19 protein-coding genes and 1 tRNA gene are annotated in these 18609 nt (G+C 67.5%); 3 read left to right on the top strand and 17 right to left on the bottom strand.

What is annotated here, in order from left to right:
• Positions 1–14: 14 nt before the first annotated feature.
• The 3 genes from WQO_RS21125 to WQO_RS21135 all read right to left on the bottom strand — a co-directional run bounded on the left by WQO_RS21125 (position 15) and on the right by WQO_RS21135 (position 1926).
• Positions 15–629, bottom strand: a complete 615-nt coding sequence (locus tag WQO_RS21125) for an alpha-ketoglutarate-dependent dioxygenase AlkB family protein (RefSeq protein WP_335339651.1) — start codon at positions 627–629, stop codon at positions 15–17.
• Between the two features lie 89 nt (positions 630–718).
• The gene (locus WQO_RS21130; RefSeq protein WP_010056667.1) at positions 719–1252 is read right to left on the bottom strand and encodes a methylated-DNA--[protein]-cysteine S-methyltransferase; all 534 of its coding nucleotides are present in this window, start codon (positions 1250–1252) and stop codon (positions 719–721) included.
• Between the two features lie 185 nt (positions 1253–1437).
• Positions 1438–1926 carry a YajQ family cyclic di-GMP-binding protein gene (locus WQO_RS21135; protein ID WP_010056669.1) on the bottom strand — a complete coding sequence of 163 codons (489 nt, stop codon included), beginning with the start codon at positions 1924–1926 and terminating at the stop codon, positions 1438–1440.
• A gap of 166 nt (positions 1927–2092) precedes the next feature.
• Here WQO_RS21135 and WQO_RS21140 point away from each other — a divergent pair.
• Positions 2093–2174 (top strand) — tRNA-Tyr (locus WQO_RS21140).
• Positions 2175–2308: 134 nt separating this feature from the next.
• On the opposite strand, the gene WQO_RS21145 is transcribed toward WQO_RS21140, so the two are convergent.
• The 12 genes from WQO_RS21145 to WQO_RS21200 form a co-directional block, all read right to left on the bottom strand.
• A complete protein-coding gene (locus tag WQO_RS21145; RefSeq protein ID WP_010056811.1) occupies positions 2309–3721 on the bottom strand; it encodes a tyrosine-type recombinase/integrase in 1413 nt (470 codons plus the stop codon).
• 66 nt (positions 3722–3787) lie between these two features.
• Entirely contained in the window at positions 3788–3976 is a 189-nt protein-coding gene (locus WQO_RS21150) for a helix-turn-helix transcriptional regulator (protein WP_010056813.1), read from the bottom strand.
• Between the two features lie 388 nt (positions 3977–4364).
• Positions 4365–5849 carry a hypothetical protein gene (locus WQO_RS21155; RefSeq protein ID WP_010056815.1) on the bottom strand — a complete coding sequence of 495 codons (1485 nt, stop codon included), beginning with the start codon at positions 5847–5849 and terminating at the stop codon, positions 4365–4367.
• Positions 5850–5852: 3 nt separating this feature from the next.
• Positions 5853–6680, bottom strand: a complete 828-nt coding sequence (locus WQO_RS21160; RefSeq protein ID WP_010056817.1) for a bifunctional DNA primase/polymerase — start codon at positions 6678–6680, stop codon at positions 5853–5855.
• Positions 6677–7366 carry a DNA cytosine methyltransferase gene (locus tag WQO_RS21165; RefSeq protein ID WP_058954059.1) on the bottom strand — a complete coding sequence of 230 codons (690 nt, stop codon included), beginning with the start codon at positions 7364–7366 and terminating at the stop codon, positions 6677–6679. Before WQO_RS21165 ends, WQO_RS21160 begins: the two co-directional genes overlap by 4 nt.
• A gap of 87 nt (positions 7367–7453) precedes the next feature.
• A complete protein-coding gene (locus tag WQO_RS21170) occupies positions 7454–7912 on the bottom strand; it encodes a hypothetical protein (RefSeq protein ID WP_010058842.1) in 459 nt (152 codons plus the stop codon).
• 206 nt (positions 7913–8118) lie between these two features.
• The gene (locus WQO_RS21175; RefSeq protein WP_029182120.1) at positions 8119–10236 is read right to left on the bottom strand and encodes a cell division protein FtsK; all 2118 of its coding nucleotides are present in this window, start codon (positions 10234–10236) and stop codon (positions 8119–8121) included.
• Positions 10237–10293: 57 nt separating this feature from the next.
• Positions 10294–10848 (bottom strand): hypothetical protein, encoded by a 555-nt coding sequence (locus WQO_RS21180; protein WP_010058839.1) that lies wholly within the window; start codon positions 10846–10848, stop codon positions 10294–10296.
• Positions 10849–10873: 25 nt separating this feature from the next.
• Positions 10874–11206, bottom strand: a complete 333-nt coding sequence (locus WQO_RS21185) for an RRQRL motif-containing zinc-binding protein (protein WP_032748052.1) — start codon at positions 11204–11206, stop codon at positions 10874–10876.
• A complete protein-coding gene (locus WQO_RS21190; RefSeq protein ID WP_032748021.1) occupies positions 11206–12081 on the bottom strand; it encodes a hypothetical protein in 876 nt (291 codons plus the stop codon). The genes WQO_RS21185 and WQO_RS21190 overlap by 1 nt, the downstream gene beginning before the upstream one ends.
• On the bottom strand, positions 12078–12350 hold the full coding sequence (locus tag WQO_RS21195) for a DUF6284 family protein (RefSeq protein ID WP_010058836.1): 273 nt from the start codon (positions 12348–12350) through the stop codon (positions 12078–12080). The genes WQO_RS21190 and WQO_RS21195 overlap by 4 nt, the downstream gene beginning before the upstream one ends.
• A gap of 106 nt (positions 12351–12456) precedes the next feature.
• The gene (locus tag WQO_RS21200) at positions 12457–12636 is read right to left on the bottom strand and encodes a hypothetical protein (RefSeq protein WP_029182119.1); all 180 of its coding nucleotides are present in this window, start codon (positions 12634–12636) and stop codon (positions 12457–12459) included.
• Positions 12637–13037: 401 nt separating this feature from the next.
• Here WQO_RS21200 and WQO_RS21205 point away from each other — a divergent pair, with 401 nt between their 5' ends.
• Together WQO_RS21205 and WQO_RS21210 are read left to right on the top strand one after the other, a co-directional pair.
• Positions 13038–13832, top strand: a complete 795-nt coding sequence (locus WQO_RS21205) for a GntR family transcriptional regulator (RefSeq protein ID WP_010058835.1) — start codon at positions 13038–13040, stop codon at positions 13830–13832.
• The gene (locus WQO_RS21210) at positions 13829–14494 is read left to right on the top strand and encodes a YdcF family protein (RefSeq protein ID WP_010058833.1); all 666 of its coding nucleotides are present in this window, start codon (positions 13829–13831) and stop codon (positions 14492–14494) included. Before WQO_RS21205 ends, WQO_RS21210 begins: the two co-directional genes overlap by 4 nt.
• Before the next feature lie 1986 nt (positions 14495–16480).
• Here WQO_RS21210 and WQO_RS35240 read toward each other — a convergent pair.
• Together WQO_RS35240 and WQO_RS21215 are read right to left on the bottom strand one after the other, a co-directional pair.
• Positions 16481–17362, bottom strand: a complete 882-nt coding sequence (locus tag WQO_RS35240) for a serine/threonine-protein kinase (protein WP_079055587.1) — start codon at positions 17360–17362, stop codon at positions 16481–16483.
• Positions 17363–17936: 574 nt separating this feature from the next.
• On the bottom strand, positions 17937–18593 hold the full coding sequence (locus WQO_RS21215) for an SDR family oxidoreductase (protein WP_010058830.1): 657 nt from the start codon (positions 18591–18593) through the stop codon (positions 17937–17939).
• Positions 18594–18609: the final 16 nt, after the last annotated feature.

Here is an 18609-nt window from a genome sequence, read left to right on the forward strand (position 1 = left end):
CGGGCCACGGTCGCCTACGCGGCCCCCGACGCCATCCCGGTCTCCCGCAACGTCAGATTCAACCGGCCGGCCCGCAGCCCCGCTGCCGGGTCGGCCGTTCCCGTGTACACCTTCGGGACGCCGTGGAACGCGAACCGCGACGGTCCGCCGAAGACGAACAGATCCCCGGACGCCAGCTCCACATCCGTGTACGGCTGCCCGCGTCCCTCCGTGTTCCCGAAGCGGAACACACACCTCGCCCCGATGCTCAACGACACCACAGGAGCGCTCGACCGCTCCTCCTTGTCCTGGTGCATCCCCATCCGCGCGGCGTCGTCATAGAAGTTGATCAGCGCGGTGTCCGGCGCGAACGCCTGTGCCGCGTCCTCGTCCCCGTACGCCTCGGCCACCGCCGCCCGCCCCAGGTCGCCCAGCCAGTCCGGGAAAGCGGCCACCCGGGCGCCGTTCACATCGTCGGCCGTACGCGCGTACCGGTACGGCTGCCAGTGCCACCCCAGGCACACCGTCCGCACCGACATCACCCCGCCGCCCGGCAGCAGGGTGTGCCGGAACGGGACCGGCCCCCGCGCCCACTGACGGCACGCCACCACCAACTCCGCCCGCTGCTCCACCGAAAGCCACTCCGGCACGTGGACGGCCCCCGGCGCCACGACCGTACGAGGCCGCCGGAACAGACCGTCGGATGAGGAACCGTCGGAGGGTGAAGGAGGCAGGGGCGTCACGGTTCGGACCGCCCCGCCCCACCCTCGATCCCCAGCAGCAGCTTCTTCCGCTCCAGCCCGCCCGCGTACCCCCGCAGCGCCCCGTCCGCCCCGATCACCCGGTGGCACGGCCGCACGACCAGCAGCGGATTACGCCCGATCGCCGTGCCCACGGCCCGCACCCCCGCGCCCGAGGCGCCGACCTCCGCCGCGACCTGCCCGTACGACACCGTGCTCCCGTACGGGATCGACTCCAGCACCGCCCAGACCCGCCGCTGGAACTCCGTGCCCAGGCCCTCGGCCAGCGGCACGTCGAACCGTGTCGAACGGCCCGTGAAGTACGCCTCCAACTGCCGGGCGACGTCCGTGAACGCCTCGGGGGCGTGCCGCCAGCCGTCCTGGACGGCCACGCCGCCCTTCTGGCCGGGCACGGACAGCGAACGCAGCCGGACACCCCCGGCCGTATCCGGTCCGTCCGCCGCCGGCACCTCACCCACCAGCAGCAACTCGCCCAGCGGGCTCTCCACCCGCGCGTACACCGTCGTCGTCATGCCTTCTCACTTCCCCGGTCCGTACGGCCAGTCTGCGCTCGTCCGCCCCACCGTCACCGGCGGTATTCGGACATCGCGTCCGCGCGCTGCGTCCGTCCCGCACGGGCCGGAAACACGGAGAGGCACGCCGTCGAGGTCGGCCCCGGCGGTGTGCCCCCGCTGTGTACGGCAGTCGACTGCCGTGACTACCGGTAGTTCACGAACTGGATCGCGAACTCGAAGTCCTTGCCCTTCAGCAGCGCCTGAACGGCCTGCAGGTCGTCCCGGCTCTTCGAGCTGACGCGCAGCTCGTCGCCCTGGACCTGCGCCTTGACGCCCTTCGGGCCCTCGTCGCGGATCGTCTTCGCCACCTTCTTGGCGTTCTCCTGGGAGATGCCTTCCTCGATCGTGGCGAAGATCTTGTACTCCTTGCCGGAGAGCTGCGGCTCGCCGGCGTCCAGCGACTTCAGCGAGATGCCGCGCTTGATCAGCTTGGACTGGAAGATGTCGAGGATGGCCTTGACGCGCTCCTCGCCGTTCGCCTCCATCAGGATCTTCTCGCCCGACCACGAGATCGAGGCGCCCGTGCCCTTGAAGTCGTAGCGCTGGGAGATCTCCTTGGCGGCCTGGTTGAGGGCGTTGTCGACCTCCTGCCGCTCGACCTTCGAGACGATGTCGAAACTGGAGTCGGCCATGACGTGTGGCTCCTTGCGTCGAATGTGCGTGGGGATACAGGCCAAAGCCTAGCCACCGCCGCACCCTCCGGGCGCTGATCAATGAGGTGGCGGAGCACCCCTGGCCATCGGGTATTGTTTACGTCGTCGCCAAGGAGCTCACCACGAGATCCAACGCGTCGTTCGAGGCGGTGTGCCCGAGTGGCCAAAGGGAGCAGACTGTAAATCTGCCGGCTCAGCCTACCCAGGTTCGAACCCTGGCGCCGCCACGCGAGTGGAGCCCCCTCCTGAACTGCGGAAACGCAGTTCAGGAGGGGGCTTTTTCGTGTTCGAACTAGCGCCGTGAGTCAGGGGTGAAATGTGCAAGTTGTCTCACCCTGTGCCGGGTGTGGACCAACCCTGATCAGCGCGTGTCCCCCAGGCGTCCCCCGGGGGACGGGGCTTCTCCGTCCCATTCGCGCAGGCCAGCCTCAATCTTCTGATTCGCTCGCTCCTGCGCCCGCGCGAGGACCTTGGCATAGACGCGCAGAAGCACCGCGACCGAGTGGCCGGCCCGGCGCGCGACCTCCATCGGATCGACCCCGAGGAAGACCAGGAACGAGACCCCGGCAGCCCTCCAGTCGTACGCACGTCGGGCGAGAGGCGACTCGAACTCGTGCGGAGTCAGGGCTTCTGCGCGAGCGGCGGCCAGGACCTCGCCGTATCCCGTGTCTTGAATCACACCTCCTCGGCTGGTCCGGAACAGGCGGCCGTCGGGCGCGGTGCCGAAGCGCTCGATGTGCGACCTGAGCGTGGCCACGAAGACGGGGGGAATCGGCACCACCCGGGAGTCCCGTTCGGCACGCGCTTTGAGGTGGCGGGCTTGGTGGGCCCGATCGTCGTCGGTCCAGGCGTGGCCTGCGTGGACAATCCCACCACGGAGGGTGATGTCGCCCCAGCCCTCTTTGGGCAGGTAGCACTGCGCCTCGGTGAGTCCCGTCGCCTCTGCGGGGCGCATAAGGGCGTAGTAGAGGCACCCGAAGAAGGCTTCGAGGTGAGCGCCCCGCTCGCCTTGATTCCGGACGGCAGACAGGAGTTCCCGAATCTGTCGGGGGTTGGCGACGCTCGCCGGATCGACTTCTTCAACGGACTTTGGAGCCGTCCACTTCACTGTGGACAGCGGATTGATGGGGACACTGAAATGCCGCCGTTCGACTGCGAGCCCCAGAACGTCACTCAAGCAGGCCCGCTTCCGGCGTGCGGTGCTCCCGGCGGCGGGGGAGCCGTTCTGGAGCGTCGATAGCGCGTCGAGCGCCAGACGGAGCGTGGCGGGATCTTCGAGCGCGGCGATAGGCAAGGAGTTCTTCTCCACCCAGCGCAGCACGCTCGCGACCTCGGCAGGAGGCTCCTGGTTCCAACGGCTCCTGTTGTACGCCCACCCGTACAGCGCGGCACGGAGAGCGCCGGGCGACGGGCGACCGGTGACGCTCCTCATGAGCGCCGGCGTGATCGTGGCGAGAGAATCGGCATCGTTGCGGCGAGACTTGGCGGGGAGACGGTCCCACCGGCGGTCCACGTACGCTCGCGTGTGCTCGTACCAGGTCACGCGGCTGCCCTGGATGCGTAGCTCGGCGGTCGGGAGACCGGTCTCCACGTCGAACTGGTCGCCCCTGCGGAGAGCGGTCATCAGTTCCGACCGTCGCCCGTCGGCTTGAGCTTTGACGGTGTAGCTCTTCGAATGCTTCTGGGGCCCGACCATCCAGCGGACTCGGTAGGGCTTCGGACGGTCGCGTCGCGTCTCGATGCTGTAGATGCGGACGTCATAGGTGAGGGGCATGGCGCTCCGTGCTCGGCAGGGGAGGGCCGCCTCCGCCGGAGGCGGCCCTCGAATCGATAGTCGTGGTTAGGCGGCGCGCTCTTCGCAGGTCCCCCACCAGGCGTCTAGGTCCGCGCGGCTGACGCGGACGTGTCCGTTCGGCAGTTTCTGAAGACGGGGTGCCTGGCCTCGGGCGCGCATGCGGTAGAAGGCGGCGCGGCTGATGTCGATCTCTTCGAGGACTTCGCGGAGCTTGAGCATCTTGGGGCGGGCCACGGTGCGACTCCTTCGGAGGCTTGGAGGGTGCGAGGGGGCGTGGTTGTCCGAGGTGTGGATTTCTGCGTCACCGCGTCACCAGCGTCATCCGGGGCCATGACCTGCGGGTTTGGATGACGCAGGGGTGACGCAGGATTCGCCGTCTGCGTCACCCCTTCCGGCGCAGGTCAGGGGCCGTTTTCCGTCCCTGGTGACGCAGGTGACGCAGACCTTCCCTACTTAGGAAAAGAGAGGGGGTGTCTGTAGTAGTGGCGGTGATCCTTCAGGCGAAGTGAGGAGCCCTCCGGGCACGCCTTTTGGGCGGCGCTGCCGCCGAACAGCAAGAGGAGCACCCGCCGGCGTGGCGCGCGGTGCTCCTCTTGCTCGTCCCCCGCGATGACCGGTGCGGTCAGAACGCTGCCGCCTGCTCCGGCTGCTCGGGAGGCGGCGGCCCGGGGCGGCGGATCATTTCGAGGTACCGGCCCGCTTTGGTGCGTCCGCTGTCGATGAGGACCCCCCGGGAGGCGAGGGTGGGTTGCAGGCGCTTGAGCCGGTCGGAGAGCACCTTGCCCGTCGTCGGCCACCCCTTTGGCAAGGGGCGTAGCTCGTCGCCGCTGTAGAGGCGGCTCAGGGCGTGCAGCCATTCCGTGGACGTCATGCGCTGTTCGCCGCCGGGGTCGAGGGTGTCGGCGTGCTGGAGGACGGTCTGCGCGAGCAGGTCGCCTTCGATGACGTCGTCGTTGAGGTCGTCCAGGCTCGCCCGGTAGGCGGGAAGGGCTCCGAGCCCGGTGGCGGTGTCGAGTTGGGCGCAGAGGTGGGCGAAGTCCGCCATCCGTAGATCGGTGGGGGTCTCCGCTTCGGCGGCCCGGACCTTGACGGTGAGGTCGAGGAGCGAGCCGAGGACGACGGGCAGTACCTCTTCGTATTCCGCCCACAGCTCGGCTTCGGTCCTGCGGACGGTGGGCCGTTCCAGCCGCAGGGGCAGGAGCCGTTCGGCGAGGTCGGGGCGGATGACTCCGACGTCGATCCCGGTCAGGAGGAGCGGGCGGCGGTAGCGGGCCCGGTGCACGTCCCCGTCCGTGAACAGCGCGCGCTTGACGCTCTCGGCACCGGTGACGATGCAGCACATGGCGTCGGACAGGTCCGGGGTCATGTGGCTCAGGTTGTCGAGGGCGGTGACCCATCCGGCGGCGACGGCCGCGATCAGGTTCTCCTCGTCCTTCGGCGCCCTACGCAGGTCCCCGCTCATGCCTTCCACGATCCGCACCAGCATCCGGCCCCCGGTCGACTTCCCCGCGCCCTGCGGGCCGGTGAGGAACGGGGCCGGGACGGGCACGCCCGGCCCCAGGCAGCCGATCAGCCACGCGATGGCGAGGCATTCGGTTTCAGCGTTGGCGAAGTTGCACAGCCGCATCAGCAGGTCGATGCCCTTGCCCTCGGTGTCCTTGGCCGGCAGGGGCAGTTCCCCCGTGAGCTGGGTCCGCCGCCAGCACACCTCACGCGGGTCCGGAACGGTGATCTCCCACCCGGTGGGGTGGATACGGACCGACTGCCCGTCGGCCCGGCCGAGGTCGAGCCAGGTGGCTCCGTCGAAACCGGGCGCGACGCGGATGTGCACGGCCTGGGTGGTCTCGGTCATCGCCAGCGCCTCGATCAAGTCCAGTGCCTCCTTCAGCGCGGTGCCGTTGAAGACGCCGACCCCGTCCTTGAACATGCCGACCATGAGTTCCTGCCGGTGGCTGCCCGTGGTGCCCTGCGAGCGGATCGGGCGGGCCACGGGATGGCCGTTTTTCTGCGCGTAGACGGTGCCGTCGGCGGTGCGGAAGTACCGGAAGTGGGACTGCGCGTAGTCGCTGATGACCTCACGCGCCGGGTTCTTCTCGTCCTCGGACATGGCTCACATCCCCAGAGCGGTGCGGGCGTTGGACCACGCATCCGCGCAGTGCCGGGCGGTCTCGCCCTTGGTCTGCGCGGCGGCGAACAGCCGGGCGGCGTGGGAGTCGCTGAGGCACCCGCACCGCCCGTGGGCGGACAGCACGGCGAGGAACGTCCGGTACACCGTGGCATGCACACCACTCGTCGCGGCCGTGATCCGCTGCTCCGCCATCGCGATGCCACGTTCCAGATAGGCGGGGGTGCGGTGGCGGCACTCCCCGCCCCCGACCGGAACGGGCACGGTGACCGGCCGGACGGGCGCCGGCTTCCTGACGATCAGGGCCCGCACCGTGTCCGGGAGGGTGGTCATGGTGCCGGTGCCGGGTCCGAGCCACCGTGCGTAGACCATGGTCGACTTGATGTCGACCCCGTCCCGCACCGCGTTCACGGAGGGCATGGTCCCCTGGTAGATCCAGTGTTCGCCCCGCGTGGTCGGCACGGTCCGCGTGGCAGGCAGCGTCCGGCGGGCCCACGCGACCGCTTCGGCGTGATCCAGGTCGACGACGGTCAGGCCGATACCGCCGGGGTGCCAGGCAACAGCCGCGGCTTGCTCCCACGCCGTCGACCACGCGGGTCCGGTGAGGGTGGCGGGGTCGGTGGTGGCAGCGGCCCACGCGTGGCAGGGGCGGGGGCAGTCGCATGGGCCGGGGGTCTTCATGTTCGGTCGGCCGCCGCAGGCGTTGTCCCGGCAGGCGGGGCAGTTCCCGAACGGGACCTTCCCGGCCCGCAAGGGCAGGACGGGGACGTCCCGGGCGGCCAGGTCGAGGGCGGTGGTCAGGTGGGTGTTCATGCGGCGGCCACCTTTGCGCGGAGGCTGTGGCGGGCGTGGGTGCCGGTCCAGTGGGTGTAGGCCGGGGGGATGCATTCGCGGATGCCGTCGCGGTTCATCCAGGGCACCCGCAGGTCGAGGCGGGCGTCGTGGACGCCGGAGAAGTTGCCGACGTAGTGGGCGAAGTGCCCCTGGGCGCGGGGGCGGCCCATCTTGGTCAGCGGTGCCAGGTGTTCGGGGTGGTGCGGCTGCGGGAGGGTGAAGCCGCCGCCGGTCTCGAAGAGTCGGTGGCGGTAGGTCCGCATCCCGAACGCCGCCGCGCACAGCGTTACCGGGTCGCGGAGTTCCGGGGCGGCCTCTTCCACGTTCTCGATCACCCACGGCCGGCCGGTGGCTTCGAGGGCGGCCCGGGTGGGGGCGATGAGGTCGGGGTGGTCGCGGTGCTGGATCTTCTGGGCGCGGCTGTAGCGCTGGCACGGAGGCGAGGCGTGGATGAAGTCGAATTCCGCGCCGTGCTCGCGGACGAACTCGATCGCGTCGCCCTGGACGAACGCGAACGGGTAACGGGGCTGCGGGGCGAGGTCGACGCCCGTCACGTCGAACCCGGCGTGCCGGTAGCCCATGGACGCGCCGCCCTGGCAGCAGAAGAGGTCGAGTAAGCGCGGCCGACGGGCGGGGTCTCGCCGGATGGTGGTGTGTTGGGTCATGCTGGGGTCTCCAGTTCTCTGTAGTGGCGTGCTGGACGAGGGCGGCCCCGGTTCTTTGGTGAGATGCGGGGGCCGCCCTCGGCGTAGCTAGTGGTGGAAGTGGTTGCGCTTGATGACGGCCTTGCGGATGTTCACCGTCGTCGCCCCTTGCCTGCGGCCGGCGGTGAGGATCTGGACGGCGATGAAGCCGCCGAAGATGACGGCGGCCAGGATGACGAGCTGCTGGACGAGGGCCGCGAGCGCGGCGATGAACGTGGTCAGCAGGACCAGTCCGCCGCAGACCGCGCCGAACCCGATCCCACCGAGGGCGATGTTCACCGCCGCACGGGACACGAGCGGCTTGGCGGTGACCGGCTCGGCCTGGTTGTGTTCGATGGCGTAGCCGGTGATGACCCGCCCGTCCGGCAGGACGACCGATGCCACGGCCGGCACGCCGCCCGGCTGCAACGGGACAGCGGGCGCGGCCGGGTAGGGCGTGATGGGGGTGGGCTGGTGGATGGTCACGGTCTGCTCGGCGGGCCGGTGGCTGGTGTTCTCGGGGTACATGTGGAATCCCTTCCTCTGCTGGTTCAGGGAGGCGGAGGCACCCCCTTGGGAGGCGCGTGAGAGGGGGGTGCGGGGGTGTTGAGCTGGGGTGACTCCCTGCCTCCCTGAACATCATTTGGGCAGGTCAGGTCCAGGGAGGCGGGTCAGGGAGGCGTTCAGGGAGTTCTCCCTGCCTCCCTGACCCGCCCGGGGGTGGCTCCCTGTGTTCAGGAGGCGGAAGCGGAACCGTTGGTGTCCCGGTTCGCGAGGGCCCGTGCGATGCGCTCCCGGCCGATGACCATCCGGCCGTCGGACTTGTAGGGCTCGGCCGCCGTGCCGTCCAGGACGCGCTTGAGGTCGGCGTGCGTCCAGCTTCCGTAGGTGTCCTCGGCCAGTACGGCGAGGCGCTGCAACACGTCCTGGGTCAGGACCCGGTTCGTGTCGCCGATCACCGTGGCGATGTCCGCGAGCGGGTCTCGGACCTCGTCGCGTTCGATGACGTGCAGGGTGGTGACGCCGTCCCGCATCGCCCGGGCGCGGGCGGTGATGAGGGCGGCCTCGTCGGTGTCGATGAAGTGCGTGCGCACCGTGATTGATGCCTGGCCGGCGGGAATCGCGATGCCGTCGGAGGCGACGACCAGCGTCCCCTTGTCCAGCCCCGGGCGCAGCAGGTTCGGGGCGGCCCCGCCGTCGACGGCCTTGTCACCGAGCGCCATGCGGGCCTGCGACTCGGTGCCCAGCGCGAGGGACGCACGGGTGTGGGCGCCCTCGCGGACCAGCTTGGGAAGGTTCTGGTCGGTCGGGTCCTGCGTGCCCTGCCACAGCGTCACGTTGACCGCCCGGCCCTGGTTGTGAATCTTGCGGGCGGCCATGAAGTACCGGGAGGTGGCTTTCGACCCGCCGTAGGGTCGCCGTTCCTCGTCGACGACCGGGCACATGAACGCCACCTGCGCCTCATCGACGAGGAGCACGAGCGGCGGGAACACGGTTCCGGGAGGGGCCTGCAACCGGCGCTCCATCTCGGACACGCCGCCTTCCAGCATCTCGGTCGCCTGCACCACGTGGTCATCGGTCGGCCCCTGGATGAGCACGGTGGCCAGCCCGTCGAACATGGCCCAGTCCCCGGCGCCCTTGAGGTCCGCGAGCCGGAACTCCACCGACTTGTCCAGTGCCAGCCACAGGGCCAGGGCCCGCAGGGCTGCGGTCTTGCCCTGGTTGGACAGACCGGTGATGAGCAAATGCCGCTGGTAGAGGCTGAGGGCGGCGGCGTCGCCGCGCAGGTCCTGGCCCCACGGGGCCTTGCCGGTCTTGTAGTTCGCGGTCAGGTCCTGGTCGGTGGTCAGCGGGGACGGGCCGATCGGCTCGTCCAGCGCGCCGCTGTCGGCGACCCAGAGCCGGACGGTGCGGGCGGCCTGCGGGATCGTGATGAACACCTCGTGCTCGTGGCGGGCCAGGTTCTCCGCGAGCTTCCGCCGCCGGTTCTGCACCTCGTCGGTGGAGACACCGGACGGGAGGGTGACGTCGACTTCGACCCCGCATCCCGCGATCCGGATCGGGCCCAGCATCGAAGCGCCGGCGTCGCCCATCTCCTTGATGGCGTTGCGCAGCGGTGCGATACCGAGGTTGCGCAGGGCCAGGACGACGATGGACGGGGTGATCGGCTCGCCCTCTCCCGAGCGGACATTCGCGGGCAGCGCCCACTGGGGTGCGGCCTGCTGGTTCCGCCCGACCGCCCACAGGCCGAGCACGAGTGCCCACGGGCCGATGGTGACCAGCGGGCCCCAGGTCACCGTGATGATGAGGACGATCCAGCGGACCAGCTCCACCACGGCCATGGTCGGGGCGTAGATGTCGGTCCAGTCCCCGTTCGCGACGGCGAGCATGATGCCGAGCAGTAACAGCCCGCCGGCCCCGATCCCGGCCCCTGCGGCGATGCCTTTGGCCGCGTCCAGCGGCGCGGTGAGCAGGTCCATCCGGCGGCGGTGGCGTTCCTGCCGGAAGCGCTGCCCGCGCTCTTCCCACTCGGCGGCGGCCTCCATGTTCCCCGCGGCTTCCGCCGCACGGAGCATGCGCTCGTAACGGGAGGCGGTGCGGCCCTCCCACGTGCGGCGGGCCACGATCCGGGCCCCGCCGAGGACGTAGAGCCCGTGGCGGGCGGTGGCCCGGCAGGCAGTCTTGGTGTTCTCGTGGGTGGCCACCGTCCGGATACCGCGCGCGGAACGCACCCAGAGAGGAACAGGGGCCCTTTCAGCGGCCGGAGTTGCTACAGCAGCCGTGACCACCGGCGAGGGCTCCATCGGGGTAGGGGTGGGCTTTTCGAAGAGGGGAACGACGTTGTCGCTCATGACGGAACGACTCCTGACTGCCCAGCGAGGGCGCGGAAGGTGAGGTGCGGGGGTGGGTCAGGCTGCGGCGGCGGGGACGAGACGGCCGGCGAGGTACTCGTAGCCGTGCGCCTCGTTCTCCTCGGCCTCCAGGCAGCGTTCGTGCTCCCGGTTCCAGCGGCGCGACTCCTTCTCGACACCGAGGTCATGGCGCAGACCTGCGACGAGCCGGTCACGGATACCCTTCCGGCTCATCTGCATGGCGTGGACCAGCTCGTGGACGATGGTGATGGCGAAGGTGGCTTCGTTGGGGTGCTGGTCGGCGTTGATGACGACGAGCACCCCGCCCTCGGCCAGCGGAATGGCGCGGCCCGCTGTGTCGCGGGCCAGCTTCTTCGCGGAACGCAGAGCACGGGCCTGGACCCGCTTGTCGGTGCAACCGGCGCTCTCCCACTCGGCAGCCGTGGACACCTCGGCGAGGTTCCGCTCACCGGTGAGAACGACCTTGACGTCGGGCATGCGGCCGGCCACCGACCGGTCCACGATCCGAGCGGCCTCTTCGGTCAGCCGCTTCGCGGTGCGCAGAGTGGCCCGGTACCCGAAGAGCTTGTGTGTGCTGACGTCCAGCTTCACTACGTTCTCCGTTCAGCCGCGCAAGTCAGGCGGCGGATTCGTTGTCCGAGCAGGGCACGCACATGCCGAGCGAACGCGGGACGCAATACCCGACGTCGGTGCGGCAGTTGGGGCAGGTGCGGCGGGCCCGCATCGCCACTTCCAGAGCAGCGGCGCGGGCGGGGGTCATCGGCCGTACGGGCTTGGCCCGATCGATCCGGTAGAGGTAGGCGACCAGCGGGCCCCGTCGACGGCGGGGCCGCTCAAGCTGCGCTGCGACGTCCTGCCCGCCGGGCCGCAGCCCGAGGGCTCGAAGCTGACGGCGGGTCGCCATTCCCTCCGGGGCCAGGCGCCACCGGTAGACGGGGAGCGTGGCCATCACGCGGCCACCACACGCTTCCACGCCGCCCGCAGGCGAACCTCGGAGGCGGAGTGGCCGGCGGTGCGGAAACGGGTGGCCATCTCCCGGTAGGACAGGGCAGGCGTCTCGCTGTGCCGGATCTTGTCCACGAGCACGTCCAGCGCCTCATCGGTGAGCGCACCGGCCGACTCCAGAGCGAACCCGGAAACCGGCTCCGTGGGCCCCCAGACGGGAAGCTCCCAGCGGGGTGTGACGCCGGGCGTGACGCGAGTCGTCACGCTGGTCAGCGCCCGTCCCGTGCCCTCGCCCTCCCGCGCCGATTCGAGCGTGGACCAGGCCCGGGAGAGGGCGTCGGCAGTCTTGGCCTGTACGTGTGCGACGCGCGCACCGGCATTCGTCACGGCCGTCAACCGCGTCTCCTCCGTGGCCGCCTCAGCCCGCAGCCGGGCACGGGCCACGGCTGCCTCGTCGCGCGCTTCCTGCTGAATGCCCTGGATCGCATCCAGGGCCTCACCGGTCAGCGCGGTCCGCTCCCACAGCCCGTGGACCAGCCACAGCGCCTTGGCCGCGACCGGCAACCAGGCGACCGCCAGCCACGCACCCGCCGACTCCTCGGCCGTGAACGCGTGCGCCACGAGAACCCCGGTGGCGACCAGGCCGAACGACCAACCCACGGCCGTGACCGGTGTGGAGTGGTCGCCCTGCGCGGCGAGGCGACGTTCGTAGGCGAGGGTGGCGAGCCACCCCCCGTCGATTCCGAGACCGACGATCAGGGCGATGGGCCAGGGCATCGCGGTGCCGAGCCACATCATGACCACGGCCAGGGTGAGGACCATGGACACCGCCGTCATCGCGACGGCCGGCAGAACCGTCCTCGCGGCTGGGGCGCTCATGCCGCACCGCCGGAGACCGTGAGGGTGGAGGTGCGGTTGGCGAGGTCCCGGCGGGCGGCCAGTACCCGGCGGTGGGCCCGGCGGATGCGCTGCTGGTCCAGATCGGTCGGGGTGCGGTCGATGGTCATGATCTGCGCGTCCAGCAGGTCGACATCCGCCAAAATCAGCGGCATCTCCGTCTCGATCGCGTTCAGCTCAGCGTTCGACGGCTCACCATCGAACGGGGCGGAGGCCGTAACGGCCGCCTGAAGTGCTGCGATGCTCTTCATGAGTCGTGTTCTCCCTAGCAGGATGTGCGGCTCGAACAGCGGCCCCGGTGTTCCAGCACCGGGGCCGTGCTGTGCTTCAGGTGGTTGTTGGGTAACGGGTGCAGCGCTAGTGCGGGGCGACCGAGATGCTTTCGGTCAGCTCGTATCCCCGGGAGCGCAAGCTCTTCTCGACCGCCTTCTTGGCCGCCTCCGGGGAGGAGGCGCTCAGCGTGCCGCGAGCGGTCGTGGTCTCCCCGGGGGTCAGCGTGTCGGCCAGCCCCTCGGCGGTGAAGCTGTACTTCGGCATGAAGCCCTCCCCTTGCTCTCAGGTCCGGACATTCCGGCTCCCCTCAGCCCCGCCCGTAAGACACCGCCACGAAGGCGGGCCGGACGGACGGGGGAGGCAACCGGCCGCAGTGCGAGCTGCGGAGTTGGTTGAGTACGCGGGACCATGTCCCGCACAGCCGCCTGCTTGTGGCACAGGAGAGGCGGCGATCCTTGGCACGCTGTTCAGTTCTCAAAGAACGGCCGCTTCCATCAGTCCCGTTTCACGGAGTCCTCCGGGCGGTGCCAGCAGGCACGCAGCAGAGACCCCAAGGGATTAGTCCTGGGACTGCGTGACCGCTAGTGAGACAATGCACCCGCAGTCCTGGGACTGTCAACAGTCCCGGGACTGTGTTTGACTGGTCGAGTCGAAAGGAGACCGGAGTGGCATCGAAGTGGCGAGAGCTTGCAGATGCGCTGGCCGCTCGCATCAGGTCGGGCGAGTACGCCCCTGGCCAGCAGCTGCCCCACATCAGAGACCTCGTTGAGGCTGGCGAGGGCTCAAAGTCCACGGTCCACGCGGCGTACAAGGCGCTAGAAGCCGAGGGGCTGGTGACGTCATCACGCGGGCATGGGACGGTCGTGCGTCAGCAGACGCCACTCAGACGACTTGGCGTTGCGCGCTATGACAAGGCGAAGTGGCGCGACGGCGACGAGGTGGCGTTCGTTGCAGACCGAGTAGCCACAGGGCGGGCGTACCGCCGGGGAGATCAGACGCAAACGGTCTCTCTCGTCGAGGCCCCTCCGGCCGTTGCGGAGGCGCACGGCCTTCCGGTCGGAGCGGACGTCTACGCGCGGGCTCGCCTGGTAAAGGAGGGCGACCAGCCCACACACACTTTGACCAGCTACTACCGGCCCGAGCATGTCGAGGGCACGCGCATCGTAGACCCCACGCCGGGCCCCGCTGGCCGTGGCGGAGGCTTCCGTGTCCTTTACGAAGCGGGCTACGAGATCGATCACATGAAGGAACGACTCTTCGCGCGCGTCCCCACGGCGAATGAAGCCCAGGTCCTGCAGTTGGCCGTTGGCGAATGGGTAGTCGAGCTGCACCGCACCACGTTCACGGCTGATGCGACGGTGGTGGAGTTCGCCATCGGTGTCCACGCGGCCTCCCGCTTCGCGTGGGAGTACGACTTCAAGGTGCCTGACTCGACGCAGGACAGAAAGGCAAAGCAGTGATCTCAGAGCAGTCCTGGGCGGACGCGCAGGTGTTGTGGGACTACCACCAAATGCATCATGAGTTGCGCCCTTGCTCGGTCGCGATCGGCTTGGGCAGCCATGACCTCGGTGTGGCTGACGCAGCAGCGGATCTCTACATGCGCGGTATGGCACCGCTCATCGTCTTCAGTGGGGCTACGAGTCCTACGACGCGGGAGCGCATGCCGCGAGGAGAGGCTGTGCACTACCGCGAGCGAGCCTTGGCGCTAGGCGTCCCAAGTTCCGCTGTGCTGGTCGAACCCGAAGCCCGAAATACTGGCGAGAACATCCGGCTCTCAAGGGCTTTGCTTGATGAGGCGGGAGTGAAAGTCACGTCAGTGCTGCTGATCAGCAAGCCCTACGAAGAACGGCGCGCCTACGCGACTACGCGCATGCTGTGGCCTGAGGTGGAGGTGCTGAACGCGTCTACGTCCGTGCCCATCGACGTGTACGTCAGCTCAATCGGGGATGCCCACCTGGTGATTGACATGCTGGTCGGTGCACTCCAGCGGCTGCTGATCTATCCACGAGAAGGCTTCATGATCAGCCAAGACGTGCCGAGCGCCGTAGAGGCGTCGTACCGGCGGCTCTGCACTGCCGGCTTCACCACCCGTCTTGTCATGGACCGTCCGGTGGATCTATAGAAGTCACACTAGTCCGAAAGGAAGGGCGGGGAGCAGGGCCTCAGTGTCAGTGCTCCTTGCTATCTTTAGAAGATGCTCACACCTCAGGCTATTTCCCAGAGCGGTTTTGGTATTTTTGAAGGTAATTTCGAATATCAAACCATGGCAAGCTCGAATGGCGTTCGGTTCGCCCCCACGAGGGAGGCTGAACTGGACCCTGCTCTACGGAGACTGGCCAGTTCGTTGCCTCGTTCCAAGCCTGGTGCAATCATGATGGCGGAGGTTCCGGGACCAGTGGGCATCCCCGACCTCGTAGCTCTACCTGGCCCCGGACCTGCATTGCGGCGGCGCCTTGATTCACTGATTTCCCCTGTTCTCAACCCGATTGGCGTAGAAGTCCTTTCCGCGCTCAATGTCCGTAGGGGTATTAGTGTTGAGGCGGTAAAGCGGAAATGTGGCTACAGTGATCGGGCGGTTGCGCGCGCGTTGCGTGATCTAGAGGGCAAGGGCGCTGTAATCGCTGACGGCAAGCTCTGGCGGAAATCTGACGCGATGATCCCTGTGGGTAACATCTATGCGCTAGAGGCTAAGGTTGACGACTGGCGGAAAGGCGTAAGGCAAGCCTTTAGGTACAGAGCATGGTGCAACTCAAGTGCCCTTGTTTTGAGTAAGATTCCCAAGGACTCCGATCCGCTGCTGTCGGCAGTTCGGCGGCTTGGAATTGGGCTTGCGCTCGATGACCAATGGCTAGTCCGACCCCCATTGTTCAAAATCTCCCCTAAGGAAATGCTATGGGGGAGCGAGCATTTCGTTGCCGCCCTTGGGTTCTCTCCTACCAGATTCCCTCAGCTTTAGCGTACTCAGACAGGGCGCGCAGCGGAGCCTCGGCCCACGTTTCCTTATCGGTCGATGCGATCAGTCCAGGAATTTGCGTGTTCAGCCAGGCATATTCTCGCAAGGCGTCCTCGTAAAGATTCCGGAGGATTGCTACGGAATCTGCCCGCTCTCTGAACTGGTAGACATCCGAAACTAGATCACGAACCACTCGAAGATGGTGAACTCGTTGGTGAGCCTCGTTTAGTGGCATCGGCCCTCCACGCAAGATCATTGCCCGCTCTGGGTCCAGCCTCTGGACGTCGTCGGCGAGGGAGCGCCGGAGGACAGCTAGCAGCACCTTCTGTGTTACGTACGAAGCAGGAATCCTAGGCGATCCTGAGGAGACTTGGTAGCTGCCGGCGTCGAATACCTTCATGGACCTGTCCCAGCCGCTTCCCACCGTGTCCGCGCCTGCGGCAGCAGCGAGCAAGCCAATGAAATCGCAGTTCTGCACGATGACTCGACTTCGAGCACTGAGCGAGTGAATTGTTCGCAGCCAGCCCGCTAGGGCTGCTGTTGAAGCAGCGAGGTCTCCCACAAGATTTGTGCTCGAAGCGGGGACCAAGGTTACGACCCATGTACTCGCCCGTAGTCCAGCTAGGCGGCCTACGTAGGCATCGAGTGCTGCCCCGGAAGCAAAGAGGTCCAGGGTGCCGACAAAGCTCTGATAGCAATCTCGATCGATCCCACGGGCCACGCGGGCTGTCTCAACTGCGTGGTCTGCCTCGCTAGAGTTCGACGATGCTACTGCGAGTGTCGGAGAAAGGCTAGGAACGCCTAACTCGGATTGTCTTCCAAAAACTCGCTCGATATGCTCAATTCGCCGAGTAGTAGTGTTGAGGCCGACACCCGAGGGCCCCCAAAGGCCCCACGTCTCGTAATTTTCAAGTTTATTTGTGCCAGGGAGGAGGCGAGCGTGTGTCATTGGGTCGAGAATTACTTCTGCAGAACCCATGGCTTCAACTACTGCCGCTGCATCCTTATTTCGAGGGCGAGGAACCCGTGGTGTGCAAAAGGTGCTGATGATTGTGCCGTCCGCCGCCTGCCTTTGTACAGCTTCGACAGCCCATTTGAGATGACCTCCCCGGCGGCCATCTTGAATCAGAAGCGCCACTTTATCCCCCCAGTTTGTTAGGCATCTATAAAGTAGGGACCGAAATCTTGCTTGTGCCCTTGAAGCTCTTCGATGAGTTCCTGTCCATCTAGGAAGCGCCGGGCCGGTTGCCGTTGGAGGCACCGGTTAATGACGTCACGCAGCGAGGCCGGAATATCTGGGCGCAGCGTCTCAATTCTGGGGCTGTCGTACTCGCGCAATCGCCGGTAGTAGTCATCCTCGGCGCCGCTGGGGTCGATAGGGTGAGCTCCAGTTAGCGCGAGAAACGCCAGAATTCCTAGAGCGAAGATGTCGCTCACCGGCTGGATATCTCCACCAGGCACGTGTTCGGGACTGCGGTGTCCGGGCGTGCCAGGCTGAAAGAGTCCTGTTAGGGCAGTCTTCGCTAGATGACGTGCCAGCCCTGGGTCCATGAGGGAGAAGCTGCCATCGCTCAATTCTCGAACGTTGGCAGGGCTTAGATCTCTGTGTACTACTTCCAGCTCGTGAAAAGCGGATAGCGCTTCGCCAATATTCACGACTAGGCGTGCGCAGCGCGCGTAATCCCATGGCTGGGCCAAATTTTTGCTCACGTCAGAGCCGTCTAGCCACTCTTCAACCCAAGCGACAGCCTGAACGCCACTGCCAAAATCTATTTCAACAACTTCGCTTAGAACGCGAACTACGCGCGGCGAGTCGATAGTTGCTAGTACCTCCACCTCGCGCTGCGCCCTTTCCAGGACGTAAACGCTGTCGGGCCCGTCCGGGAGAAGTACCACCTTCACTGCCGCCTCGGCACTCTCAAGCTTTCCCTTGAAGACGTACTTTTGACCGCCCTGAGTGAGAGGTTCTAGTGCCGTGACAGACAGAGAGGACGCCAAAGCGGCAGTGACCTCACCTAGCGGTATTTGGGTGCTCATGCGTTACCTCGCGGACTTCGAGGCTGCCAGCGGCGGCCCGTCGACTTGGTTGGATGCTAGCCCGCGAAGCGTTTGTTTGCGGGGAGATAGAGAAAATCCATACAGTGCTATTTGCTGACATATCATTGAATTGTCAGATATGTCCACTCTGGGTCGTTCGGGATTGTGGAGCTGGGGCGTGAGTGGAGAGCCGCGCTCTGCAACACGACGTAAGAGCCGTCAGCGGCACTTCGGGGACTCGCCTCGTGGTCCAACGCTGCCTTGCGGGCCATCGCAGGGTGGGATCCACCCTCGGAGGGCGAAGTGCCGCAGAGTGTCACAGCCGTTACTCGGAGATGCATCCCCCAGGTATCCCCCGGGTGTCGACAAGCCCGGCAAAACAGCTGCTCAGGTGGCATGTAACCGGCCCCCTGTAAATCTGCCGGCTCAGCCTACCCAGGTTCGAACCCTGGCGCCGCCACGCGAACGAAGCCCCCGACCGGATATCCGGTCGGGGGCTTCCTCGTTGTCCGGAGCGTCCGGAGCAGTGGCCCGGAGCCCGTCGCGGGCGACCGGTCCGGCCGCCCGCGAGGCCTCAGTTGCCCGCGACGTCCTTCACGGCCACCGTCACCGGCACGTTCCCGGAGATCGCCTCCAGGGTGAGGCCCGCCGTCGCCGGGGTGTCCAGCAGCTCCAGCAGCGTGGCCGCCACGTCGTCGCGGGGGATCGGGCCACGGCCCGTCGAGGCGGCCAGGAGGACCTGGCCGGTGCCCGCGTCATTCGTCAGCATGCCGGGGCGCAGGATCGTCCAGTCCAGCGCGGTACGGGAGCGTACGGCCGCGTCCGCGGCGCCCTTGGCCCGCAGATAGACGTCGAATACCTCGTCGCCGGGGTGGTCGGGGTCGGCTCCCATCGAGGAGACGACGAGGTAGCGGCGCACGCCCGCCGCCTCGGCTGCGTCGGCGAACAGCACGGCCGCGTCGCGGTCGACGGTGTCCTTGCGGGCGGTGCCGCTGTTCGGCCCGGCGCCCGCCGCGAAGACGGCCGCGTCCGCACCGCGCAGCACCTCGGCGGTCTGCTCCACGGTGGCCGATTCGAGGTCCAGCACGGCGGGTTCGGCGCCGGCGTCGGTGAGGTCCTGACTCTGTTGGGGGTTGCGGATGATCCCTACGGCTTCATCCCCGCGTGCGGCGAGCAGCCGCTCCAGCCGCAGTGCGATCTGTCCATGTCCACCTGCGATGACAATGCGCATACCCCCGACCGTACGC

This window comes from Streptomyces globisporus C-1027 (genome assembly GCF_000261345.2).
Lineage (GTDB): Bacteria > Actinomycetota > Actinomycetes > Streptomycetales > Streptomycetaceae > Streptomyces > Streptomyces pakalii.

Excerpts from the sequence above, each read along its gene's own strand:
- WQO_RS21155 (WP_010056815.1), bottom strand. The coding sequence starts at position 5,849 with ATGTCCGAGGACGAGAAGAACCCGGCGCGTGAGGTCATCAGCGACTAC.
- WQO_RS21200 (WP_029182119.1), bottom strand. The coding sequence starts at position 12,636 with ATGCCGAAGTACAGCTTCACCGCCGAGGGGCTGGCCGACACGCTGACC.
- WQO_RS21190 (WP_032748021.1), bottom strand. The coding sequence starts at position 12,081 with ATGAGCGCCCCAGCCGCGAGGACGGTTCTGCCGGCCGTCGCGATGACG.
- WQO_RS35240 (WP_079055587.1), bottom strand. The coding sequence starts at position 17,362 with ATGAGCACCCAAATACCGCTAGGTGAGGTCACTGCCGCTTTGGCGTCC.
- WQO_RS21165 (WP_058954059.1), bottom strand. The coding sequence starts at position 7,366 with ATGACCCAACACACCACCATCCGGCGAGACCCCGCCCGTCGGCCGCGC.
- WQO_RS21185 (WP_032748052.1), bottom strand. The coding sequence starts at position 11,206 with ATGGCCACGCTCCCCGTCTACCGGTGGCGCCTGGCCCCGGAGGGAATG.
- WQO_RS21170 (WP_010058842.1), bottom strand. The coding sequence starts at position 7,912 with ATGTACCCCGAGAACACCAGCCACCGGCCCGCCGAGCAGACCGTGACC.
- WQO_RS21130 (WP_010056667.1), bottom strand. The coding sequence starts at position 1,252 with ATGACGACGACGGTGTACGCGCGGGTGGAGAGCCCGCTGGGCGAGTTG.
- WQO_RS21195 (WP_010058836.1), bottom strand. The coding sequence starts at position 12,350 with ATGAAGAGCATCGCAGCACTTCAGGCGGCCGTTACGGCCTCCGCCCCG.
- WQO_RS21145 (WP_010056811.1), bottom strand. The coding sequence starts at position 3,721 with ATGCCCCTCACCTATGACGTCCGCATCTACAGCATCGAGACGCGACGC.
- WQO_RS21160 (WP_010056817.1), bottom strand. The coding sequence starts at position 6,680 with ATGAACACCCACCTGACCACCGCCCTCGACCTGGCCGCCCGGGACGTC.
- WQO_RS21175 (WP_029182120.1), bottom strand. The coding sequence starts at position 10,236 with ATGAGCGACAACGTCGTTCCCCTCTTCGAAAAGCCCACCCCTACCCCG.
- WQO_RS21135 (WP_010056669.1), bottom strand. The coding sequence starts at position 1,926 with ATGGCCGACTCCAGTTTCGACATCGTCTCGAAGGTCGAGCGGCAGGAG.
- WQO_RS21215 (WP_010058830.1), bottom strand. The coding sequence starts at position 18,593 with ATGCGCATTGTCATCGCAGGTGGACATGGACAGATCGCACTGCGGCTG.